The sequence below is a fragment of the Nocardioides sp. genome, assembly GCF_035703625.1.
GTDB lineage: Bacteria > Actinomycetota > Actinomycetes > Propionibacteriales > Nocardioidaceae > Nocardioides.
In genome coordinates, this window is the sequence record NZ_DASSXS010000241.1 from 1 (window position 1) to 18,519 (window position 18,519).

At 71.1% G+C, this 18,519-nt stretch carries 16 protein-coding genes; 2 read left to right on the forward strand and 14 right to left on the reverse strand.

What is annotated here, in order from left to right; translation table 11 throughout:
• Positions 1-192: 192 nt before the first annotated feature.
• The 14 genes from secA to VFN12_RS12525 form a co-directional block, all read right to left on the reverse strand.
• Complete coding sequence (secA, locus tag VFN12_RS12460) at positions 193-3,015, reverse strand: preprotein translocase subunit SecA (RefSeq protein WP_325119020.1); 2,823 nt, start codon at positions 3,013-3,015, stop codon at positions 193-195.
• Positions 3,016-3,113: 98 nt separating this feature from the next.
• A complete protein-coding gene (locus VFN12_RS12465) occupies positions 3,114-4,325 on the reverse strand; it encodes a winged helix-turn-helix domain-containing protein (protein ID WP_325119021.1) in 1,212 nt (403 codons plus the stop codon).
• Positions 4,326-4,474: 149 nt separating this feature from the next.
• The gene (locus tag VFN12_RS12470; RefSeq protein ID WP_325119022.1) at positions 4,475-5,146 is read right to left on the reverse strand and encodes a response regulator transcription factor; all 672 of its coding nucleotides are present in this window, start codon (positions 5,144-5,146) and stop codon (positions 4,475-4,477) included.
• A 111-nt stretch (positions 5,147-5,257) separates the two neighbouring features.
• Positions 5,258-5,890 carry a ribosome hibernation-promoting factor, HPF/YfiA family gene (gene hpf / locus VFN12_RS12475; RefSeq protein ID WP_325119024.1) on the reverse strand — a complete coding sequence of 211 codons (633 nt, stop codon included), beginning with the start codon at positions 5,888-5,890 and terminating at the stop codon, positions 5,258-5,260.
• Between the two features lie 387 nt (positions 5,891-6,277).
• Positions 6,278-6,976, reverse strand: a complete 699-nt coding sequence (locus VFN12_RS12480; RefSeq protein WP_325119025.1) for a ComF family protein — start codon at positions 6,974-6,976, stop codon at positions 6,278-6,280.
• A 68-nt stretch (positions 6,977-7,044) separates the two neighbouring features.
• Positions 7,045-8,769, reverse strand: coding sequence for an LpqB family beta-propeller domain-containing protein (locus tag VFN12_RS12485; protein WP_325119026.1), 1,725 nt, complete (start codon positions 8,767-8,769; stop codon positions 7,045-7,047).
• A gap of 23 nt (positions 8,770-8,792) precedes the next feature.
• The gene (mtrB, locus tag VFN12_RS12490; protein ID WP_325119027.1) at positions 8,793-10,397 is read right to left on the reverse strand and encodes an MtrAB system histidine kinase MtrB; all 1,605 of its coding nucleotides are present in this window, start codon (positions 10,395-10,397) and stop codon (positions 8,793-8,795) included.
• 19 nt (positions 10,398-10,416) lie between these two features.
• Positions 10,417-11,118 carry an MtrAB system response regulator MtrA gene (gene mtrA / locus VFN12_RS12495; protein WP_325119028.1) on the reverse strand — a complete coding sequence of 234 codons (702 nt, stop codon included), beginning with the start codon at positions 11,116-11,118 and terminating at the stop codon, positions 10,417-10,419.
• Between the two features lie 44 nt (positions 11,119-11,162).
• Entirely contained in the window at positions 11,163-12,593 is a 1,431-nt protein-coding gene (gene ahcY, locus VFN12_RS12500) for an adenosylhomocysteinase (protein WP_325119029.1), read from the reverse strand.
• A 71-nt stretch (positions 12,594-12,664) separates the two neighbouring features.
• Positions 12,665-13,657: a cation diffusion facilitator family transporter gene (locus VFN12_RS12505; protein WP_325119030.1), complete on the reverse strand. Its 993-nt coding sequence runs from the start codon at positions 13,655-13,657 to the stop codon at positions 12,665-12,667.
• Between the two features lie 51 nt (positions 13,658-13,708).
• A complete protein-coding gene (locus tag VFN12_RS12510) occupies positions 13,709-14,740 on the reverse strand; it encodes an SIS domain-containing protein (protein WP_325119031.1) in 1,032 nt (343 codons plus the stop codon).
• A 13-nt stretch (positions 14,741-14,753) separates the two neighbouring features.
• Positions 14,754-14,918, reverse strand: a complete 165-nt coding sequence (locus tag VFN12_RS12515; protein WP_325119032.1) for a Trm112 family protein — start codon at positions 14,916-14,918, stop codon at positions 14,754-14,756.
• 52 nt (positions 14,919-14,970) lie between these two features.
• On the reverse strand, positions 14,971-16,344 hold the full coding sequence (locus VFN12_RS12520) for a phosphomannomutase/phosphoglucomutase (protein ID WP_325119033.1): 1,374 nt from the start codon (positions 16,342-16,344) through the stop codon (positions 14,971-14,973).
• 37 nt (positions 16,345-16,381) lie between these two features.
• Complete coding sequence (locus VFN12_RS12525) at positions 16,382-16,741, reverse strand: DUF3499 domain-containing protein (protein WP_325119034.1); 360 nt, start codon at positions 16,739-16,741, stop codon at positions 16,382-16,384.
• Between the two features lie 50 nt (positions 16,742-16,791).
• Between VFN12_RS12525 and VFN12_RS12530 the strand changes: the two genes are divergently transcribed.
• Both VFN12_RS12530 and VFN12_RS12535 read left to right on the forward strand, forming a co-directional pair.
• Positions 16,792-17,232 carry a metallopeptidase family protein gene (locus VFN12_RS12530; RefSeq protein WP_325119035.1) on the forward strand — a complete coding sequence of 147 codons (441 nt, stop codon included), beginning with the start codon at positions 16,792-16,794 and terminating at the stop codon, positions 17,230-17,232.
• Positions 17,233-17,465: 233 nt separating this feature from the next.
• Positions 17,466-18,182 carry a DUF222 domain-containing protein gene (locus VFN12_RS12535; RefSeq protein ID WP_325119036.1) on the forward strand — a complete coding sequence of 239 codons (717 nt, stop codon included), beginning with the start codon at positions 17,466-17,468 and terminating at the stop codon, positions 18,180-18,182.
• Positions 18,183-18,519: the final 337 nt, after the last annotated feature.

Sequence of the window (18,519 nt, forward strand, 5' to 3'; positions counted from 1 at the left end):
TTCGCACCTCAACCTCCGGAGTCTGGTCCCAGGCGCCTTCGCACCTCAACCTCCGGAGTCTGGCCCCCAGACGGCCGGGCGCCTTCGCACCTCAACCTCCGGAGTCTGGCCCCCAGACGGCCGGGCGCCTGCGCACCTCAACCTCCCGAGACTGGCCCCCAGACGCCTTCGCACCTCAACCTCCGGTGCGTCTCAGCCCGCCGGACGCGCGGTGAGACCGGTCGGTCCCCCGGGCGCGCCGTGGCACTTCTTGAACTTCTTGCCCGACCCGCAGGGGCACATCGCGTTGCGACCGATGCCCGCGTAGGGGTCGTCCGCGTTGCTGGCCGTCTGGCCGCGCTGCTCGACCTCTCCGGTCTCGGTCGGACCGGCGTAGGTCAGCTTCTCGGGAGGCTGGACACGCTCCAGACCCTTGGCCCGGATGTGGGGGGTCTGCTGCTCCGGCTGACCGTCGGCCACCGGGAGCGGCGCCCGCATCGGCTCGGTCATCGCCGGCTCGGCCTCCGCGACCTCGTCCTCCTCGTCGACCTGGACCTCGAGGTTGAACAGGTAGCCGACCACCTCGGCCTTGATGCCGTCCATCATGGCGGCGAACATGTCGAACCCCTCGCGCTGGTACTCCACGAGCGGGTCGCGCTGGCTGTAGGCGCGCAGGTAGATGCCCTCTCGCAGGTAGTCCATCTCGTAGAGGTGCTCGCGCCACTTCCGGTCGAGCACGGAGAGGATCACCTGGCGCTCGAGCTCGCGCATGACCTCGGCGCCGACCTCCGCCTCGCGGCGGTCGTAGGCCGCGTGCGCGTCGAGCTTGAGCGCGTCGATGAGCTCCTGGCGGTCGAGGTTGCCCCGCCCTCCGGCTTCCTTCTCGAGGACCCCGCGGTCGATCGACACCGGCCAGAGCTGACCGAGGGCGGTCCACAACGCCTCGAGGTCCCACTCCTCCGCGAAGTCCTCCGTGGCCCCCATGACGTAGCCGGTGACGACGTCGTCGATGAAGGTCCGGGTCTGCTCCTGAAGGTCGGCGCCCTCGAGGACCTCGCGCCGCTCGGCGTAGATGACCTCGCGCTGCCGGCTCATGACGTCGTCGTACTTGAGGACGTTCTTGCGGCTCTCGAAGTTCTGCGACTCGACCTGGGCCTGGGCGTTGGCGATCGCACCGGTGACCCGCTTGTTCTCGATCGGGACGTCGTCGGGGACCTTGAGCACCTGGAGCACCCGGTCGACCCAGTCGGACTTGAACAGCCGCATCAGCTCGTCCTGGAGGGACAGGTAGAACCGGGACTCGCCCGGGTCGCCCTGACGCCCGGAGCGTCCGCGCAGCTGGTTGTCGATGCGGCGGGACTCGTGCCGCTCGGTGCCGACGACGTAGAGGCCGCCGAGCTCGCGGACCTCGTCGTGCTCGGTGGCGACCTGGGCCTTGATCTCCTCGAGCGCCCGCGGCCAGGCGGCTTCGTACTCGTCGGAGTGCTCGACCGGGTCGAGCCCCTCCTGCCGCAGCTTCTGGTCGGCGAGGAACTCCACCGAGCCGCCCAGCATGATGTCGGTGCCTCGGCCGGCCATGTTGGTGGCCACGGTGACCGCGCCCTTGTGACCGGCCATCGCGACCACCTTGGCCTCGTCGGCGTGGACCTTGGCGTTGAGGACGCTGTGCGGCACGTTGTTCTTCTTGAGCATCCCCGAGAGCAGCTCGGACTTCTCGACCGACACGGTGCCCACCAGGACCGGCTGGCCCTTGCGGTGGCGCTCGGTGATGTCCTCCACGACCGCGTGGTACTTGGCCTCCTCGGTGCGGTAGACCAGGTCGGGCTGGTCCTTGCGGACCATCGGCAGGTTGGTCGGGATCGGGACCACGCCGAGGTTGTAGATCTTGTCGAACTCCGACGCCTCGGTCATCGCCGTGCCGGTCATGCCCGAGAGCTTGTCGTAGAGGCGGAAGTAGTTCTGCAGGGTGATGGTGGCGAGGGTCTGGTACTCCTCGCGGACCGTCACGCCCTCCTTGGCCTCGATCGCCTGGTGGAGACCGTCGTTGTAACGGCGCCCCGACAGCATCCGGCCGGTGTGCTCGTCGACGATGAGCACCTCGCCCTGCATGACGACGTACTCCTTGTCGTTGCGGAACAGCTCCTTGGCCTTGATCGAGTTGTTGAGGAAGGAGATGAGCGGGGTGTTCGCCGACTCGTAGAGGTTCTCGATGCCGAGGTGGTCCTCGACCTTGGTGATGCCGGGTTCGAGGACGGAGATGGTCCGCTTCTTCTCGTCGACCTCGTAGTCGACGTCGCGTTCGAGCCGGAGGGCCAGCTTGGCGAACTCGCCGTACCAGCGCACCTCGTCCTGGGTGGGCCCGCTGATGATCAGCGGCGTGCGGGCCTCGTCGATCAGGATCGAGTCGACCTCGTCCACGATCGCGAAGTTGTGGCCGCGCTGGACGCAGTCCTCGATGGTGCTGGCCATGTTGTCGCGCAGGTAGTCGAAGCCGAGCTCGTTGTTGGTGCCGTAGGTGATGTCGCACGCGTAGGCGTCGCGGCGCTCGTCGGGCTTCATCTCCGGGAGGATGACGCCCGTGGTCAGGCCGAGGAAGTGGTGGATGCGGCCCATCCACTCGGCGTGGTACCTCGCCAGGTAGTCGTTGACGGTGACGATGTGGACACCCTTGCCGGTCAGCGCGTTCAGGTACGACGGCAACGTGGCGACCAGGGTCTTGCCCTCACCGGTCTTCATCTCGGCGATGTTGCCGAGATGGAGCGCAGCGCCGCCCATGATCTGGACGTCGTAGTGGCGCTGGCCGATCACCCGCTTGGCGGCCTCGCGGACGGTCGCGAACGCCTCCGGCATCAGGTCGTCGAGGCTCTCCCCCTGCTCGAGGCGCTGCTTGAACTCAGCCGTCATCCCCTGCAGCTCGGCGTCGCTCATGGCGACGAAGTCGTCCTCGATCGCGCTCACGGCCTGGGCCACCGCCTCGAGCTGGCGCAGGATCTTCCCCTCGCCGATGCGGAGGATCTTGTCGAGAATGGCAGGCACGAGAGTGGGCTCCCTGAGTGACGTCGGATTGCGGCTGCCACTCTACCCAGCGGGTGGATTGCGGCGGCATCTTCGGCGGATCCGCCGGGGACGGCGACTCAGGGGCGCAGGGCGGGCGCCAGGTCACCTCGTTGCTCGACGGTGATCCCGGCAAGTCCCAGCCACTGCGCCAGGTCGCGCAGCTCGGCGCTCAGCTCGTCGGCGGTGTCGTCGGGTGCGTCGCGTTCGGCGTACGCCGCCTTGACGACCAACCGGCCGGCGGGGCGATCCGCCTTGAGGTCCACCCGGGCCACGATCCGGTCCCGCAGCAGGAAGGGCAGCACGTAGTAGCCGTGCACCCGTTGCGGCTTGGGCACGTAGATCTCGATCCGGTAGTGGAAGTCGAAGAGCCGCTCGGTGCGCTCCCGCTCCCACACCAGGGGGTCGAACGGGCTGAGCAGGGCCCGGGCCGCCACTCGCCGCGGCCGCCGCGCCTCGCGGTGCAGGTAGGCGGGTCGGCTCCAGCCGTCGATCGTCACGGGGATCAGCTCGCCGTCCTCGACCAGCTCGTCGATGGCCTCGCGTGCCGCCACCTGCCCCGTGCCGGGCTGGAGCTTCATCCGGTAGTAGTCGGCGAGGCAGCGCGCGGTGGCGACACCGTGGGACCGCGCCGCCCGGCTGACCAGCTCGCGGTTGGCGTCGGCGACCGGCGGGATGGGCTGGGCCAGCACCGTGGGCGGGATGACCCGCTCGGGCAGGTCGTAGCGGATCTCGAACTGGGACGTGCGCCCGGCCACCGCCACGTCGCCGACCATGAAGAGGTAGTCGAGGGCGCGTCGGGTCGACGACCAGTTCCACCCCCAGTGCTCACGGCTCCGCGGGAGCCCGTCGTCGAGGTCGCGGGCCGTGGAGGCCCCGAGGTCGGCGAGCTCGTCCAACAGGCGCGCGGTCAGCTCGGGCGTCACCTCGGTCCCCCACCACTTGTGGCGCTGGGTGCGGTAGGACTCCATCCGGTGCCGCATCACCGGCCACAGTTCGACCGGCATCAGCGCCTGGACGTGGGCCCAGTACTCGACCACCCGGCGGGGTCCCCGCCCGTTGGAGGTCTGGGCCCGATCCAGCAGCGTCGTGTCGTAGGGGCCCATCCGGGAGTACAGCGGCATGTAGTGGGCCCGCTGCAGGACGTTGACGGAGTCCACCTGGAGCACGCCGGTGCGGTCCAGGGTGCGTGCGAAGGTGCGCATCGTGGGCGTGGTGTGGCGCCGGTCGAGGAAACCCTGGGCGGCGAGGGCGATGCGGCGAGCCTGGGCCCGGCTCAAGGACAGCGTCACGGACTGAACCTAACCACGGGGTACGGACATTGGTCGCCGTCAGCGCCCAAGGCCACCGGGTTTCGACCCGCCCGTCGCGCCCTCGCGGGCTCGGGCGCGGGGCTTGCTCAACCTTCCCTGCTTTTCCTGACTCCTGCCTCCGGCAGGAGTCAGGGCAGGTCCAGCAGCTTTTCCTTGACGGCGTACATGACCGCCTCCATCCGCGAGTGGAGCTGGAGCTTCTCCAGGATGTTGCGGACGTGGTTCTTCACGGTGTTCTCGCTGATGAAGAGCTCTTTGGCGATCTCGCGGTTGTTCATGCTCTTGGCGACCAGCCGCAGCACCTCGAGCTCACGCTCGGTGAGCCGCAGGCCCGGGACGTGCTGGCGCTCGGGCCGCGACATCTGCTTGAACTCGTCGATCAGCTTGACCGCCATCGACGGGCTGATGAGGGACTGCCCCTCCGCCACGACCTTGACGGCCTGGGCCACCTCCTCGATGGAGGAGTCCTTGAGCAGGTAGCCCGAGGCCCCGCTCTTGACGGCCTCGTAGAGGTCGGCCTCCTCGTCGGAGACGGTGAGCATGATGATCTTGGAGGAGGGGACTGCCTCCTTGATGGCACGGCAGGCCTCGATGCCGGAGCGCTTGGGCATCCGTACGTCGAGGAGCACGACGTCGGGCGCCACTCCGGCCGCGAGGTTCGTTCCCTCGACGCCGTCTCCGGCCTCACCGACGACCTCGAGGGTCGGCTCGGCGGCCAGGAGCATGGTCAGCCCGCGCCGGAACAGCTCCTGGTCATCGACCACCAGCACCCGGATGGGTTCCCCCGCGCGTTGCACCACGAGCGCAATCATGGCACGTCCGGGGCAGTTTGGGGCACGTTCGGGGCCATGGGACGGCAAGGAGGAGTGGCCCCTCCGGGCCACCCCTCCTCGTGGGCGCGAACTGACGGTCTAGCCCGCGGCCCCCAGATCGAGCGAGATCACGCCGTAGTCGTAGCCGCGACGCCGGTAGACGACCGAGGGACGCTCGCTCTCCTTGTCCACGAAGAGGTAGAAGTCGTGGCCGACCAGCTCCATCTCGTACAGCGCCTGGTCGAGGTTCATCGGAGTCGCGTGGTGGGACTTCTCCCGGACGACCAGCGGGCCGTCGCCGGTCACGCTGATCGGCCCGACCTTGCGGTCGATCGTCACCTCGTCATCGGCCCCGGGTCCGCCCAGCGTGGCGTCCACCGGGGCGTCGGCCATGGCCTGGCCGACGGAGACGGGAGCACGCCTGCCGCGGTGGACGCGCCGCCGGTCGGCGGCCCGGCGCATCTGGGAGGCCATCTTGTCGAGCGCCAGGTCCAGCGCGCCCATCTTCTCCTCGGCCGCAGCCTCGGCGCGGATCACGGGCCCCTTCGAGAAGGCCGTCAGCTCGACCCGCACCGCGCGGTCGTGCTGACGGGGGTTGCGCTCGCACTCGACCTCGACCTGTACCCGGATGATCCGGTGGTCGTGCTTCTCCAGTCGCGACAGCTTCTCGGCTACGTGACTTCGGAACCGGTCAGAGAGCTCGCAGTGCCGTCCCGTGACCACAACTTCCATGTGAACCTCCGGTGATCCGTTTGGTCCTCATCCGCTCGCAGGCTCAGGACCTGCTGTTTGAGGGTGGGCAGGAGCCCGTCCGGCCGACCTGGTCTTCGTCCCCACAATCGCCTGCTGAGGTGCTCGCAGCTTGAGTGCCACTACTGACCTTCTCCCGCCCACCACCGTGTACGACGGTGGCGGCAAGGCAGGACTTACGTCTAAGCCGCACCGTGATCCGGGACCCCGAAGGGCCCCGTTACGTGGGCCGTTTCGCCTGCGACTGGCATCGGCTTGCCATGGGGACGCCCTGGGGGCCCAGCGCGTCCCGATGACGCAACCACGGACCCGAACGGACTCCATGTCACGACGGTAGTTGCTGGGGCGACCCGGGGAAAGCGGTGGGGGTCAAGATTCCCGACCGGCGGACCAGTGGTCCCCTCGCCGGAGGGTCGCCGCGACCGTGGCGACCCCGGCCACGGAGAGCCCCACCGCCTCCAGGGCCCTCTGTGCCTCGCGAGCGGTGGCGCCCGTGGTCAGTACGTCGTCGCACACGACGACGTGCGCGCGCCGGCCCGCGACCCGGCGCAGTCGCGCGGCCGGGCAGAACATCGACCCCGCCAGGTTGGTGGCACGCGCGGCGGCGTCGAGGCCGGCCTGGTCGGCCACCGCACCGCGCGAGACCAGGAGCCGCGCGGGCGTCACGTCGTACTGCTGTCGGCGGAGCAGGCGGGCGGCCTCACGGATCAGGGCACCGGTGGGATCGTGACCGCGCGCACGCGCCGCACCCGGCCGCGACGGCACCGGGACGAGGACCACCTCTCCTGCGGGCGCGGCGGCGGCCACCGCGGCCGCCAGCAGACGAGCGAGCGGGCGCCGCAGCGCCAGCACCCGGCGCTCCTTGTGGGCCACGACCATCGCCCGGGTCACGCCGTCGTACGCCCCGGCCGACCAGGGGGTGGCCAGACCCGGCGGGGCCGGGACAGGCCACCGGGTCGTGGCGACCGTCGGTAGCTCCGCCGCGCACTCCCGGCAGAGCGGGCGGCCCGGGTGGCCGCATCCGACGCAGGTGCCTCCCAGCACCAGGTCGGCGAAGACGTCGCGCATGTGCCGATCGCAGCAAGGTCGCCGCCCCGGCTCAACCGCGGTCCGCTCGGCTGTGGAAACCGCTCGGATCAGCCGACGTAGTCCAGGCTTCGGATCCGGGGGTCGAGGGCGGTCGCGGGCGCATCCTGCGTCAGGTCGAGCAGGCCGGACCGGGTGGCCACGAACAGTCCCTCGCTCTGCACGGGCGAGGCGACGAGGGAGGTCACCTGCCCCGGCAGGGTCGTCAGCAGGCTGTCCGGGCCCGGCGGCGAGCCGTCCACGGGAATGGTGCGCACCTGGTACAGCTGGCGCGCCAGCCGGTGCAGCACGGCCAGCGACGTGGGCGAGCTCCAGCCGATGTCGCGCACCTCGAGGCGGCTGTCGCCCTGCCAGGCGACGCGGCGCGCCTCCTTCGCCCGGACCACGCGGCCCTCGGCGTCGTGCACGATGCGACTCAGCATGACCCGGTCGCCCCCGGGACGGGGTACGACGGCGACCAGCCGTGAGCCGTCGCGGGAGACCGTGAAGTGCGAGACCCGGCGGCCGGTGACGCCCGGGACCCGGAGGGGCACCGGCAGGTTGCGGTCGGTGACGTAGGAGACCCGGGCCCCGCCGGGGGTGTTGTCGACGAGCCACAGCGTGTCGCTGAAGTCCCACGAGGGACGGAGCAGGCTGCGCGCCCCACTGACCACCGAGTCCACCCTGCCGCTCTCGTTGCGGACCGGGGCCATCAGGACGCCGTGACCACCGGCGGAGATGCCGGCGACCCGGTCGGCGGTCAGGTCGACCGCGACGGAGCGCAGCCCCAGCCTGGTGACGCCCAGCGGCCCGTCCACCGGGGACAGCGAGTCCGGCGGCCCGGAGACCAGGCGCCCGGCACCCAGCCCGTAGAGCAGGGTGCTCGCGTCGAGGACCGTGGGGTCGTACCGCGCCCCTTGCTCGTCGACGTCGAAGAGGCTTTCACCACCGGCCAGCGTGACCGGCCGCCCTCCGACGGACACCCGCAGGGCCTCGATCGCCGGCTCCTGGCGCAGGGTCCAGGCCAGCTGGGCGAGCATCTGCTCGCTGGCGTCGGGGGTCAGGCGCCCGGAGAATCCGCGCAGGGACAGGTCGGCCACTCCCTCGTCGGAGACCGGGACCGACAGCCCGAAGCTCAGGCCCTCGGGGATGAAGCTGCGGGAGATCCCCTGGAGGGCCGGTCCGGGCCCGCGGAGCAGGGCGCTGGTGAGTGCCGTGGCCAGCTGCTCGCCCCGCGGGACGAAGACGGGTTCCGGCACCAGGATCCGGGCGCTGGGGTCGAAGAAGTAGAGCGACACCTGGCGGAACCGCTGCTCGAACCACGAGTCCGGGACGATCAGCGCGTCCGGTGCCCGCGCGATCCGCCACTCGCCGTCCTCCGACGCCATCGGGAAGGTCAGCGAACGTTCTCCGGCGGGCAGCCGGCCCAGGAAGGAGCCGCGCCCGTCGAGGTGCTGGGCCCCGTCGAGCCGGACCGAGACCCGGAGCCCGCCCCGCGGCGGCGAGGCCTCCGAGTAGGTGATGGTCTCGGCCTCGGGCTCCCAGGCCGCCTGGGCGTCGGGGGTCAGGAAGGCCTTGGCCGCGTTGGTCTGGATGGGGGTGGCAGTCATCGCGTCGAGGAAGCCGGTGACGATGTCGGCCGGGTTGTCACCCGGCGCCGGGGGCTTCGGGTCGATGAACACGCCCGGAGGCTCGTCCGCCCGGCCTTCCGACCCTGCCCCGACCACCGGCCCGCTCTCGGGCACCTGCACGCAGCCGGCGGCCGCCAGCACCACCACTGCGGTGGTGACCGCCACCATCGCTCGCCTCGCCAGACGGCTCATCGGACCTTCACCCCAGCGTCCTCGGGGGCCAGCGGGAGCGGGCTCTGACGCAGTGTCCCGCCGGCCCGGCGGGGCAGCGTGAGCCGGAACTGGGCCCCCTCCCCCGGCCGACCCCACGCCTGCAGCCAGCCACCGTGCAGGTGGGTGTCCTCGAGCGAGATCGAGAGGCCCAGGCCGGTGCCGCCGCTCGAACGCGCCCGCGAGGGATCCGCGCGCCAGAACCGGTTGAAGACCAGGGCCGACTCTCCGGGTGCGAGGCCCACGCCGTAGTCGCGGACCGCGATGGCGGCCGCGTGGTCGTCGCCGGCCACGTGGATGACGACGTCGCCGCTCTCGGCGTGGTCGATCGCGTTGCTCACGAGGTTGCGCACGATCCGCTCCACGCGCCGTACGTCGGCCTCGGCCAGGCACGGGTGGTCCGGGGTCAGGACCACCACGTCCGTGCCCCGCTGCTCGGCCAGCGGCCGGGTGAGGTCGACCACCCGGTGCACCACGTCGACGAGGTTGACGTCGTCGGTCTCGAGCACCGCCGCGCCGGCGTCGAAGCGGCTGATCTCGAGCAGGTCGGCCAGCAGCGTCTCGAAGCGGTCGAGCTCGGTCTGGAGGAGCTCCGCGGCCCGGGCGGTCACCGGGTCGAACTCCCGTCGCGCGTCGTGCAGCACGTCACCGGCCATCCGCACCGTCGTCAGCGGGGTACGCAGCTCGTGCGAGACGTCGGAGACGAAGCGGCGCTGGACCCGGCTGAGCTCCTCCAGCTGCCGGATCTGGCGCTGCAGGCTGGTCGCCATCTGGTTGAACGACGTGGCGAGCCGGGCCAGGTCGTCCTCGCCGGACACCCGCAGCCGCTCCTGGAGCTGGCCCGAGGCCAGCCGCTCCGCGACCCGTCGGGCCAGCCGGATCGGCGTGACCACCTGACGGGTGACCAGCCAGGTCAGCCCGGCCACCAGCAGGAGCAGCAGCACCGCTGCCGTCAGCAGCGCCCGGGACACCAGCGCCAGCGTCTCCTGCTCGGCGGTGAGCGGGAACAGGTAGTAGAGGGTGTAGGTCGCGCCGTCCGCCGGGAGCACGACCTGCGATCCCACGACCACTCCCGGCACGCTGCGGGGCGGGCCCCCCTCGTCGCTCTCGGTGCGGATCTCGGTGTAGGTCCAGGCGGTGCCCGCGGGCTCGGAGAAGTGCCGCTGCAGCGACGCCGGGACGCTGGAGGTGTCGAGGTTGGGAGTCGAGTACGCGCCGCCGTCGTCGATCTGCGCGCCCGAGCCCACCGGACCGAAGAGCACGACGCTGAACCCGCGAGTGTCCCCGCGCTGGATGATGGGGTCGATCAGGTCTCGCTGCTGGGCGCTGGTGTCGATGTCGGTGCCGGGCGCCGCGGCCAGCCGGGCGCGCGCCTCGGTGGTCTCGTTGTTCGACTCCGCCACCACGGCGGCCACCCGCTGCTCCAGCAGGCCGTCGCGGGTCTGCTGGAGCAGGAACCAGCCGACCACCCCCACGACAGCCGCGGAGAGCAGCAAGGTGCTGGCGACCACACGCGCCTGGATCGACCGGCGCCAGAACGTGAGTCCGCGCCCGGCGGCGGCAGTGAGGCTTCGATCGGTCACGGGATCGTCCCGATGGCGCTCAGGGAGTCCCCGCCTTGTACCCGACCCCACGGACCGTCACGACGATCTCGGGCTTCTCCGGGTCGTGCTCGACCTTGGAGCGCAGGCGCTGGACGTGGACGTTCACCAGCCTGGTGTCCGCCGCGTGGCGGTACCCCCAGACCTGTTCGAGGAGCACCTCGCGGGTGAACACCTGCCAGGGCTTGCGGGCCAGGCAGACGAGGAGGTCGAACTCGAGGGGGGTGAGGTTGATCGGCCGGGAGTCACGGGTCACCACGTGACCGGGTACGTCGATGCTGAGGTCGCCGATCGAGAGCGACTCGTTGCCCGGGGCGTCGAAGCGACGTACCCGTGCGCGGATCCGGGCGATCAGCTCCTTGGGCTTGAACGGCTTCACGACGTAGTCGTCCGCGCCCGACTCGAGGCCGAGGACCACGTCGATCGTGTCGCCCTTCGCGGTGAGCATCACGATCGGCACGCCGGACTCGGTGCGGATCTCCTTGCAGACGTCGATGCCGTCCTTGCCCGGCAGCATCAGGTCCAGGAGCACCAGGTCAGGCCGGAACTCCCGGAAGTGACCCATGGCCTCGTCCCCGCGCGTGCACATGCGGCTCTCGAAGCCCTCCTGGCGGAGGACGATCGTGAGCATCTCCGCCAGGGACGCGTCGTCGTCGACGACGAGCACACGTCCCTTGGTGGCAGCGTCGGATGGCTCGCTCATGCGTCAAGTCTGCCAGCCGACCTGCGGAAACCGGCCGACCTGCGTCAGTACCGGTACTGCTCCGGCTTGTACGGGCCCCCGGACTCGATGCCGAGGTAGGCGGCCTGGTCGTCGGTGAGCGTGGTCAGCCGGACGCCGAGGGCGCCGAGGTGCAGCCGGGCGACCTCCTCGTCGAGGTGCTTGGGCAGCACGTAGACGCCGACCGGGTAGGCCTCGGGCTTGGTGAACAGCTCGACCTGGGCCAGCACCTGGTTGGTGAAGGAGTTCGACATCACGAAGCTCGGGTGGCCGGTGGCGTTGCCGAGGTTCATCAGGCGGCCCTCGGAGAGCACGATGATCGCCTTGCCCTCGGGGAAGGTCCACAGGTCGACCTGCGGCTTGACGTTCTTGCGCTCGGCGACACCGGGTGCCTCGAGGCCGGCCATGTCGATCTCGTTGTCGAAGTGACCGATGTTGCCGAGGATCGCGTTGTGCTTCATCCGCTTCATCTGGTCGACCGTGACGACGTCCTTGTTGCCGGTCGCGGTGATGATGATGTCGGCGGTGTCGAGGACGTCCTCCAGGGTCGAGACCTGGTAGCCGTCCATCGCGGCCTGCAGCGCGCAGATCGGGTCGATCTCGGTGACGATGACCCGGGCGCCCTGGCCGCGCAGCGACTCGGCGCAGCCCTTGCCGACGTCGCCGTAGCCGCAGACGACCGCGACCTTGCCGCCGATGAGAACGTCGGTGGCGCGGTTGATGCCGTCGATCAGCGAGTGGCGGCAGCCGTACTTGTTGTCGAACTTGGACTTGGTGACCGAGTCGTTGACGTTGATGGCCGGGAAGAGGAGCGACCCTTCCTTCATCATCTCGTAGAGCCGGTGGACGCCCGTGGTGGTCTCCTCGGTCACGCCCTGGATCTCGTTGGCGATCTTGGTCCAGCGGTCGCTGCTCTCGGAGAGCGACACCTGCAGGGCCTCGAAGATGACCTTCTGCTCGTGGCTGGCGGCGGTCGCCGGGTCAGGCGCCTCGCCCTTCTTCTCCGCCTCGACGCCGAGGTGGACGAGCAGGGTGGCGTCACCGCCGTCGTCGAGGATCATGTTGGCGAACTTGCCGTCGGGCCACTGCAGGATGCGCTGGGTGCACCACCAGTACTCCTCGAGCGTCTCGCCCTTCCAGGCGAAGACCGGGACGCCGGACGGCGCGTCGACCGTGCCCTCGGGACCGACCGCGACGGCGGCCGCGGCGTGGTCCTGGGTGGAGAAGATGTTGCAGGAGGCCCAGCGGACCTCGGCGCCGAGCGCCACGAGGGTCTCGATGAGCACCGCGGTCTGCACGGTCATGTGCAGCGAGCCGGCGATCCGTGCGCCGGCGAGCGGCTTGGAGTCGGAGTACCGCTCGCGCATCGCCATCAGACCGGGCATCTCGTGCTCGGCGAGGCTGATCTCGGTGCGGCCGTAGTCGGCCAGGTCCAGGTCGGCAACCTTGAAGTCCATGGCACGAGGCTAACTGCGACCCCGGTCGTGCGCCGAATCCTCGGCGACCCCGGGGGGTGTCCGCCGGCGGACTAGTGTCCGGCAGGCTCCGGGGGCTCGGGCCGCTCCGCCGGGACGTGGCCCTCGCGATAGATGTCGGGCTCGAGGTAGATGACCTGGGCGAGCGGTTCGGCCTCGCGCACGGCCGCCTCGGCGGTGTCGATCGCCGCGGCCAGCTGCTCGGTGGACACGCCCCGGGTCACCCCCACCTTCGCGGCGACCAGCAGCTCCTCGGGGCCGAGGTGCAGCGTCTTGAGGTGGATGATCCGCTCGAACTCGCGGGTCGACTCGAGCGCAGCCGCGATCCGGCGCTGCGCAGCCGGCGTTGCGGACTCCCCCAGCAGCAGGCTCTTGGTCTCGATCGCCAGCGTGACCGCGACGGTGACGAGCAGCAGCCCGATCAGGGCGGTGCCGGCGACGTCGAAGTAGAGGTTCTCGGTGATCAGCGACAGCGCGACCGCGACGAGGGCGAACACCAGGCCGAGCAGCGCGGCGAGGTCCTCGAGCAGGATGACCGGCAGCTCGGGCTGCTTGGCCCGGCGGATGAACTGGACGAACGACGCGTCGCCCTTGATCTTGTTGGTCTCGATGATCGCCGTGCGGAACGACAGGGTCTCCAGCACGATGGCGATGCCGAGCACGACCAGCGGCACCCACCACCACCGGCTGGTCAGGATGGAGTCCGCCGGGTGGCCGTGGGCCTCATGGATCTCGTGGTACTTGTGGTACGCCTCGTAGAGCGCGAAGAGGCCCCCGACGCTGAACAGCACGATGGCCACGATGAAGCTGTAGATGTAGCGCTCGCGGCCGTAGCCGAACGGATGCGTCTCGGTGGCCTCCTTGCGCGACTGCCGGCCACCGAGGAGCAGCAGCCCCTGGTTGCCCGCGTCGGCCACCGAGTGGATGGCCTCCGCCAGCATCGAGCTCACACCGGTGAGGGCGAACGCGACGAACTTCGTGAGAGCGATCCCGGTGTTTGCGAGGAGCGCGGCCACCACGGCCCTGGTGCCACCATCCGCTGCCATGGGCGGCAGGCTATCCGGTCACGCTGCCGGTGCCGCCGGGGCTCCGGCGATCTACTCCTCGACCAGCCCGAGACGGAGGTACTCCGCGGCGTAGGACCCGCTCAGGAACAGCGAGGCGTAGCGGGCGACCTCGGTCGGCGCGTCGGTCGTGAGCGTCTCGACCCGGACGCCGCGCGCCTGGGCCGCGGCCTGCAGCACGCCCCGCTCCTCGCGTACGACGGCCTCCTCGGCCCCGTCGTCGAGCACCAGCAGCATCGGACGGAGCTTGCCGCCACCCTCGGAGAACGGGTCGGCGAACACGTCCCGCGGCCGGGTCGCCTCGAGCACCGGCAGCAGGTGCTCGGCGTCACCCGCCAGCGCGGTCCGGCCGCTGGCTCGGCGGATCGACTCGGCGATCCGGCGCGCGGCGCGGGCGGCGAGGACCGATCCGCCCCACACGATCGGGTTGGTGTCCGCCAGGGCGATGGCCAGCATCTTGGCGGGGTTGACCGCAAGGTCGCGGCGCGGCGAGCAGGACTCGGCCACCTCGTCCAGGGCATCGGCGACGCCTCCCGCGTCGGTGCTCGGGCCCAGTGAGACGCGGTCGAGGTACTCGAGCATCACGACCGCCGCCGCCAGCTGGTCGCGGCTGGTGGTCGGCAGGATCGTGCTGTCGCGGCCCACCGCGTGCTCGCAGACCTGCGAGTTGGGCGGGCAGGCGACCACGACCTGGCAACCCCTGCGCACGGCCTCGGCGACGGCGGAGGCGACTCCCGCGCCGACCCCGTCGGGCGCCAGGACCACCACGAGATCGAGGCTCCCCGCCCATCCCGGGAGGTTGGGCGAGGGCCAGGCGACGAACGGCACCGGGCACCACGGCTCGAGCACCGCACGCAGCAGGCGGGAGTCAGGTCCCGCGGCGACCACCGCCCGCACCCTCGGCGCCCCCGCGGTCCGGGCGACGGCCGCGTCGATCGCCTCGCCGGCCGCTCCTGCCTCGCGGCGCACCCGGGCGCCCGTCTCGGCGAGGTGACGCAGGGCCGCGTCGCTCTGGGCGAGCACGGCCTCGTCGTCGAGGCGGGACTCGTCGAACCAGGTCGCCATGGAAGGTCGGCCGTCAGCCGGGTCGACGGGCTTCGTCGACGAGCAGGACGGGGATGTCGTCGCGCACCGGATAGGCCAGGCCGCATCCGGAGCACACCAGCTCCTCGGCCTGCGGCTCGAGACCGGCGTGGCAGGCGGGACAGACGATGATCTCGAGCAGGGCGGGGTCGAGTCTCATGCGGGGTCCCCGGGCAAAGCGGAGCGAAGCGAGCACTTGTCTGGGGCATTTTTCACTGGGGACTCCTGATCAGGGCGAGGACGTCGTCCCGGATCCGGGACATGGTCTGGTCGTCGCGGCCCTCGACGTTGAGCCGCAGGAGCGGCTCGGTGTTGGAGGCGCGGACGTTGAACCACCAGTCGTCGCGGGCCACGGTGAGCCCGTCGAGGTGGTCGATCTCGGCGCCCTGGTCGGCGTACGCCTTCTCGATCGCCGCGAGCACGGCGCCCTGGTCGTCGACGGTGGAGTTGACCTCGCCGCTGCCGACGTACCGCTCGTACTCGCCGAGGAGCTCCGACAACGGGCGGTCGGACTCGGCCAGGGCGGCCAGCGCGTGGAGGGCGGCGAGCATGCCGGAGTCGGCACGCCAGAAGTCGCGGAAGTAGAAGTGGCCGCTGTGCTCGCCGCCGAAGATCGCCCCGGTCTCGGCCATGGTCCCCTTGATGTAGGAGTGACCCACCCGTGAGCGGACGGCCCGGCCGCCGAGCTCGGAGACGAGCTCGGGGACCGCCCGGCTCGTGATCAGGTTGTGGATCACCGTGGCGCCCGGCTCCTTCGCCAGCTCCCGTGACGCGATCAGCGCGGTCAGGGTCGACGGGGACACCGCGTCGCCCCGCTCGTCGACCAGGAAGCACCGGTCCGCGTCACCGTCGAAGGCCAGGCCCACGTCGGCGCCCTCCGCCACGACCCGGGCCTGGAGGTCGACGAGGTTGGCGGCCTCGATCGGGTTGGCCTCGTGGTTGGGGAAGGTGCCGTCGAGCTCGAAGTACATCGGCACCAGCTCGACCTGGTCGGCGCCCAGCCGGTCGAACACCGCCGGAGCGGTCAGCCCGGCCATGCCGTTCCCGGCGTCGACCACCACCTTCAGCCGACGCCCCTGCACGGGCGCGAGCGAGAGCAGGTGCGCGGCGTACGCCGCGAGGACGTCGCGCTGGGAGACCGCTCCGGGGGAGGCGGCCGCCGGGTTCTCCCCCGCCGCTACGGCGTCGCGGATGTCGGCGAGCCCGGTGTCCATGCCGATCGGCTGGGCGTGGGCGCGGCAGAGCTTGATGCCGTTGTACTGCGCGGGATTGTGGCTGGCGGTGAACATCGCCCCGGGATGACCGAGGGCGCCGGAGGCGAAGTAGAGCTGGTCGGTGGCCGCAAGCCCGATCAGGACCACGTCGGCGCCGGCCGCCGCCGCGCCTTCCGCGAAGGCCCCGGCGAGGTCGGGCGAGCTGGGTCGCATGTCGTGCCCCACGACGACGGTGGACGCGTCGACCACCCGCACGAACGCACCGCCGATGCTGCGTGCCAGGGAGTCGTCGATCTGGTCGGGCACCGTGCCGCGGACGTCGTAGGCCTTGAAGATCGCCTCGAGGGTCCCCGGATCGCGTGGTTCGGCCATGGCCGGAGCCTAGCGTCGGCCGGACCCGGTCGTGGCGTCAGTCGGAGGTGAGCACCCGCAGGTGGCCGCGCCGGGTCACCTCGCGGCCGGTCTCCGCCGCAGGTCCGGGGATCTCGGCGGGGGCCGGCCTGGCGGCCTCGCGGACCGCGTCCGCCAGGGCCAGCAGATCGTCGCTCGTGGGTCCTTGCGCAGCAGGGTCCTGGGAGAGCCGGAGGACCTCCCAGCCCCGGGGGGCGGAGAGCCGCTCGCTGTGGGCGTCACACAGGTCGTAGGCGTGCGGCTCCGCGTAGGTCGCCAGCGGGCCGAGCACCGCCGTCTGGTCGGCGTACACATAGGTCAACGTCGTGCTGGCGTTGCGACCACATGCGGTGCGCGAACAGCGACGGGCAGAACTCACGGCGCTGACGGTACCCGCCCCTGGGAGCCGCTCCGTTTAGGCTCGCGGCTGTGGAGGAGCCAGCTCAGCGAGGTCGACGCCGGGACCGCCGCGGGCGCGGCATGCGGGGGCCCGGGGTGATGCCGGGAAGGTCCGGCCTGCCGGAACGACGTACCCGCCGCGAACGCTTCGACGACCTGGTGCTCGACACGGTCACCGACATCGACCTGCGCTGGCAGGACCGGCTCGGCCTCGTGGAGTACGCCGTCGAGGACGCGCCGCAGATCCCCGACGACTGGACCTCCGGCACCGTCCCGCTGTCGTCACTCGTCCGTGGCAGCGGCGCCACCCCGACCAGGCTGGTGCTCTTCCGCCGTCCCATCGAGCACCGCTGCGAGACCCGCGCCGACCTGGAGGCCATGGTGCTGACCGTGGTGGTCGAGCAGGTCGCCGAGCTGCTCGGCATCGACCCCGAGCTGGTGGATCCGCGGTACAGCGCTCCGGAGGAGTGACCTCCGCTCGTCCGGCCCTCCCCGTCCGGCCCTCGGCCGGACGGCACGAGGGTCGTGGTTGCGGTTCGCTGAAGTACGGCGGGACTTACGGTTCGTGGTTCGGTTGCGGTTTGTCGGGGTCGACCGCTGTGGTTGTGGCGCGAGATTTCCTGGCAGCAACCTTCTTCCACAGCCCCCTCGATCGTGCCCGATTTCGGGGTCGCAGTGTCGGTGCCCTCTGGTTGAGTTTGCTCATGGAAGCCACCGCGACACTCAGCTTGGGCGATCTGGATGCCCCGGCCGAGGTGCTCGCCTTCGCTCGGGAGCAGCGGGTGGTGGCCGACCGCGCCGAGGCGTTGCTGTTGCGGGCGGCGGTGGTGTGGGCCGACCAGCATCCGGCGGAGTCGCTGGAGGCCGCCGAGGTGCTGCGCACCTCGGGTTATGCCGGTGGGTTCGGTGACACCGCGGTGCCGGTGGCCGGGCCGGGTGCGCCGCTGGTCGCGGAGTTCTCGATCGCGGAGTTCGCGGCCGCAGTCGGGCTGTCCACCGAGGCCGGGAAGCGCTACGTCGGGCAGGCCCTCGAGCTGCGCCACCGGCTCCCACGGCTGTGGAAACGGGTGACCGCCGGGGAGCTGCCGGCATGGAAGGCGCGCCGGGTCGCCGAGCAGACCATCTCCCACGCCCTCACCCCCGACGCTGCGGCCCACGTCGACCGCCACGTCGCACCGGTGGCCCACCGGGTCCGCCCGGTCGTGGTGGACCGGCTGGTCGACGAGGCCATCGCCCGCCACATGCCCGAGGTCGCCGACGCCACCCGCCGCGCCGCTGCGGAAGGGCGCCACTTCACCATCGACCACGACCAGGTCTCCTTCGCGGGGAGCCGCCGCGGGGTGAGCTCGCGAACCCCGCGATCAGCGGCGAAGGTTGAGGAGCGTCGACCCAGACCCGAGCGGAGCGAGGGGGCTGGGTGACGCGTCACGAAACCCGGTGAGATGTCTGGCACCGCGACCCCCACCTCCCCAGCGTGCCTGGGTGACGGCGGGCGAGGTCTCGGCGGCGGCCAGGAACGATCGCCCGCCCAGGTGAGCGGAAAACGCAGGATGTAGCCCACTCTCACCACGCCGAGCAGGATGGCAACGGCGGTGACGCGGTCACACTTCCGTGCGGGGGTTTCGACGCGCCCGTCGCGACCTCCTTCGTCGGTCGCGGGGCTTGCTCAACCTTCGCGGACTACGGACCGCGCTCGTGCCTCGCGCGCTCCGGCCCGCTCGACCACGTCTCAGTCGAGGCCTACGAGGTCCCCGACCG

What these genes read in the sequence shown, in the direction of transcription:
- VFN12_RS12535 (WP_325119036.1), top strand. Translation starts at nt 17,466, where the DNA reads ATGGAAGCCACCGCGACACTCAGCTTGGGCGATCTGGATGCCCCGGCC.
- VFN12_RS12480 (WP_325119025.1), bottom strand. Translation starts at nt 6,976, where the DNA reads ATGCGCGACGTCTTCGCCGACCTGGTGCTGGGAGGCACCTGCGTCGGA.
- mtrA (WP_325119028.1), bottom strand. Translation starts at nt 11,118, where the DNA reads ATGAGCGAGCCATCCGACGCTGCCACCAAGGGACGTGTGCTCGTCGTC.
- VFN12_RS12520 (WP_325119033.1), bottom strand. Translation starts at nt 16,344, where the DNA reads ATGGCCGAACCACGCGATCCGGGGACCCTCGAGGCGATCTTCAAGGCC.
- ahcY (WP_325119029.1), bottom strand. Translation starts at nt 12,593, where the DNA reads ATGGACTTCAAGGTTGCCGACCTGGACCTGGCCGACTACGGCCGCACC.
- VFN12_RS12505 (WP_325119030.1), bottom strand. Translation starts at nt 13,657, where the DNA reads ATGGCAGCGGATGGTGGCACCAGGGCCGTGGTGGCCGCGCTCCTCGCA.
- VFN12_RS12515 (WP_325119032.1), bottom strand. Translation starts at nt 14,918, where the DNA reads ATGAGACTCGACCCCGCCCTGCTCGAGATCATCGTCTGTCCCGCCTGC.
- hpf (WP_325119024.1), bottom strand. Translation starts at nt 5,890, where the DNA reads ATGGAAGTTGTGGTCACGGGACGGCACTGCGAGCTCTCTGACCGGTTC.
- VFN12_RS12510 (WP_325119031.1), bottom strand. Translation starts at nt 14,740, where the DNA reads ATGGCGACCTGGTTCGACGAGTCCCGCCTCGACGACGAGGCCGTGCTC.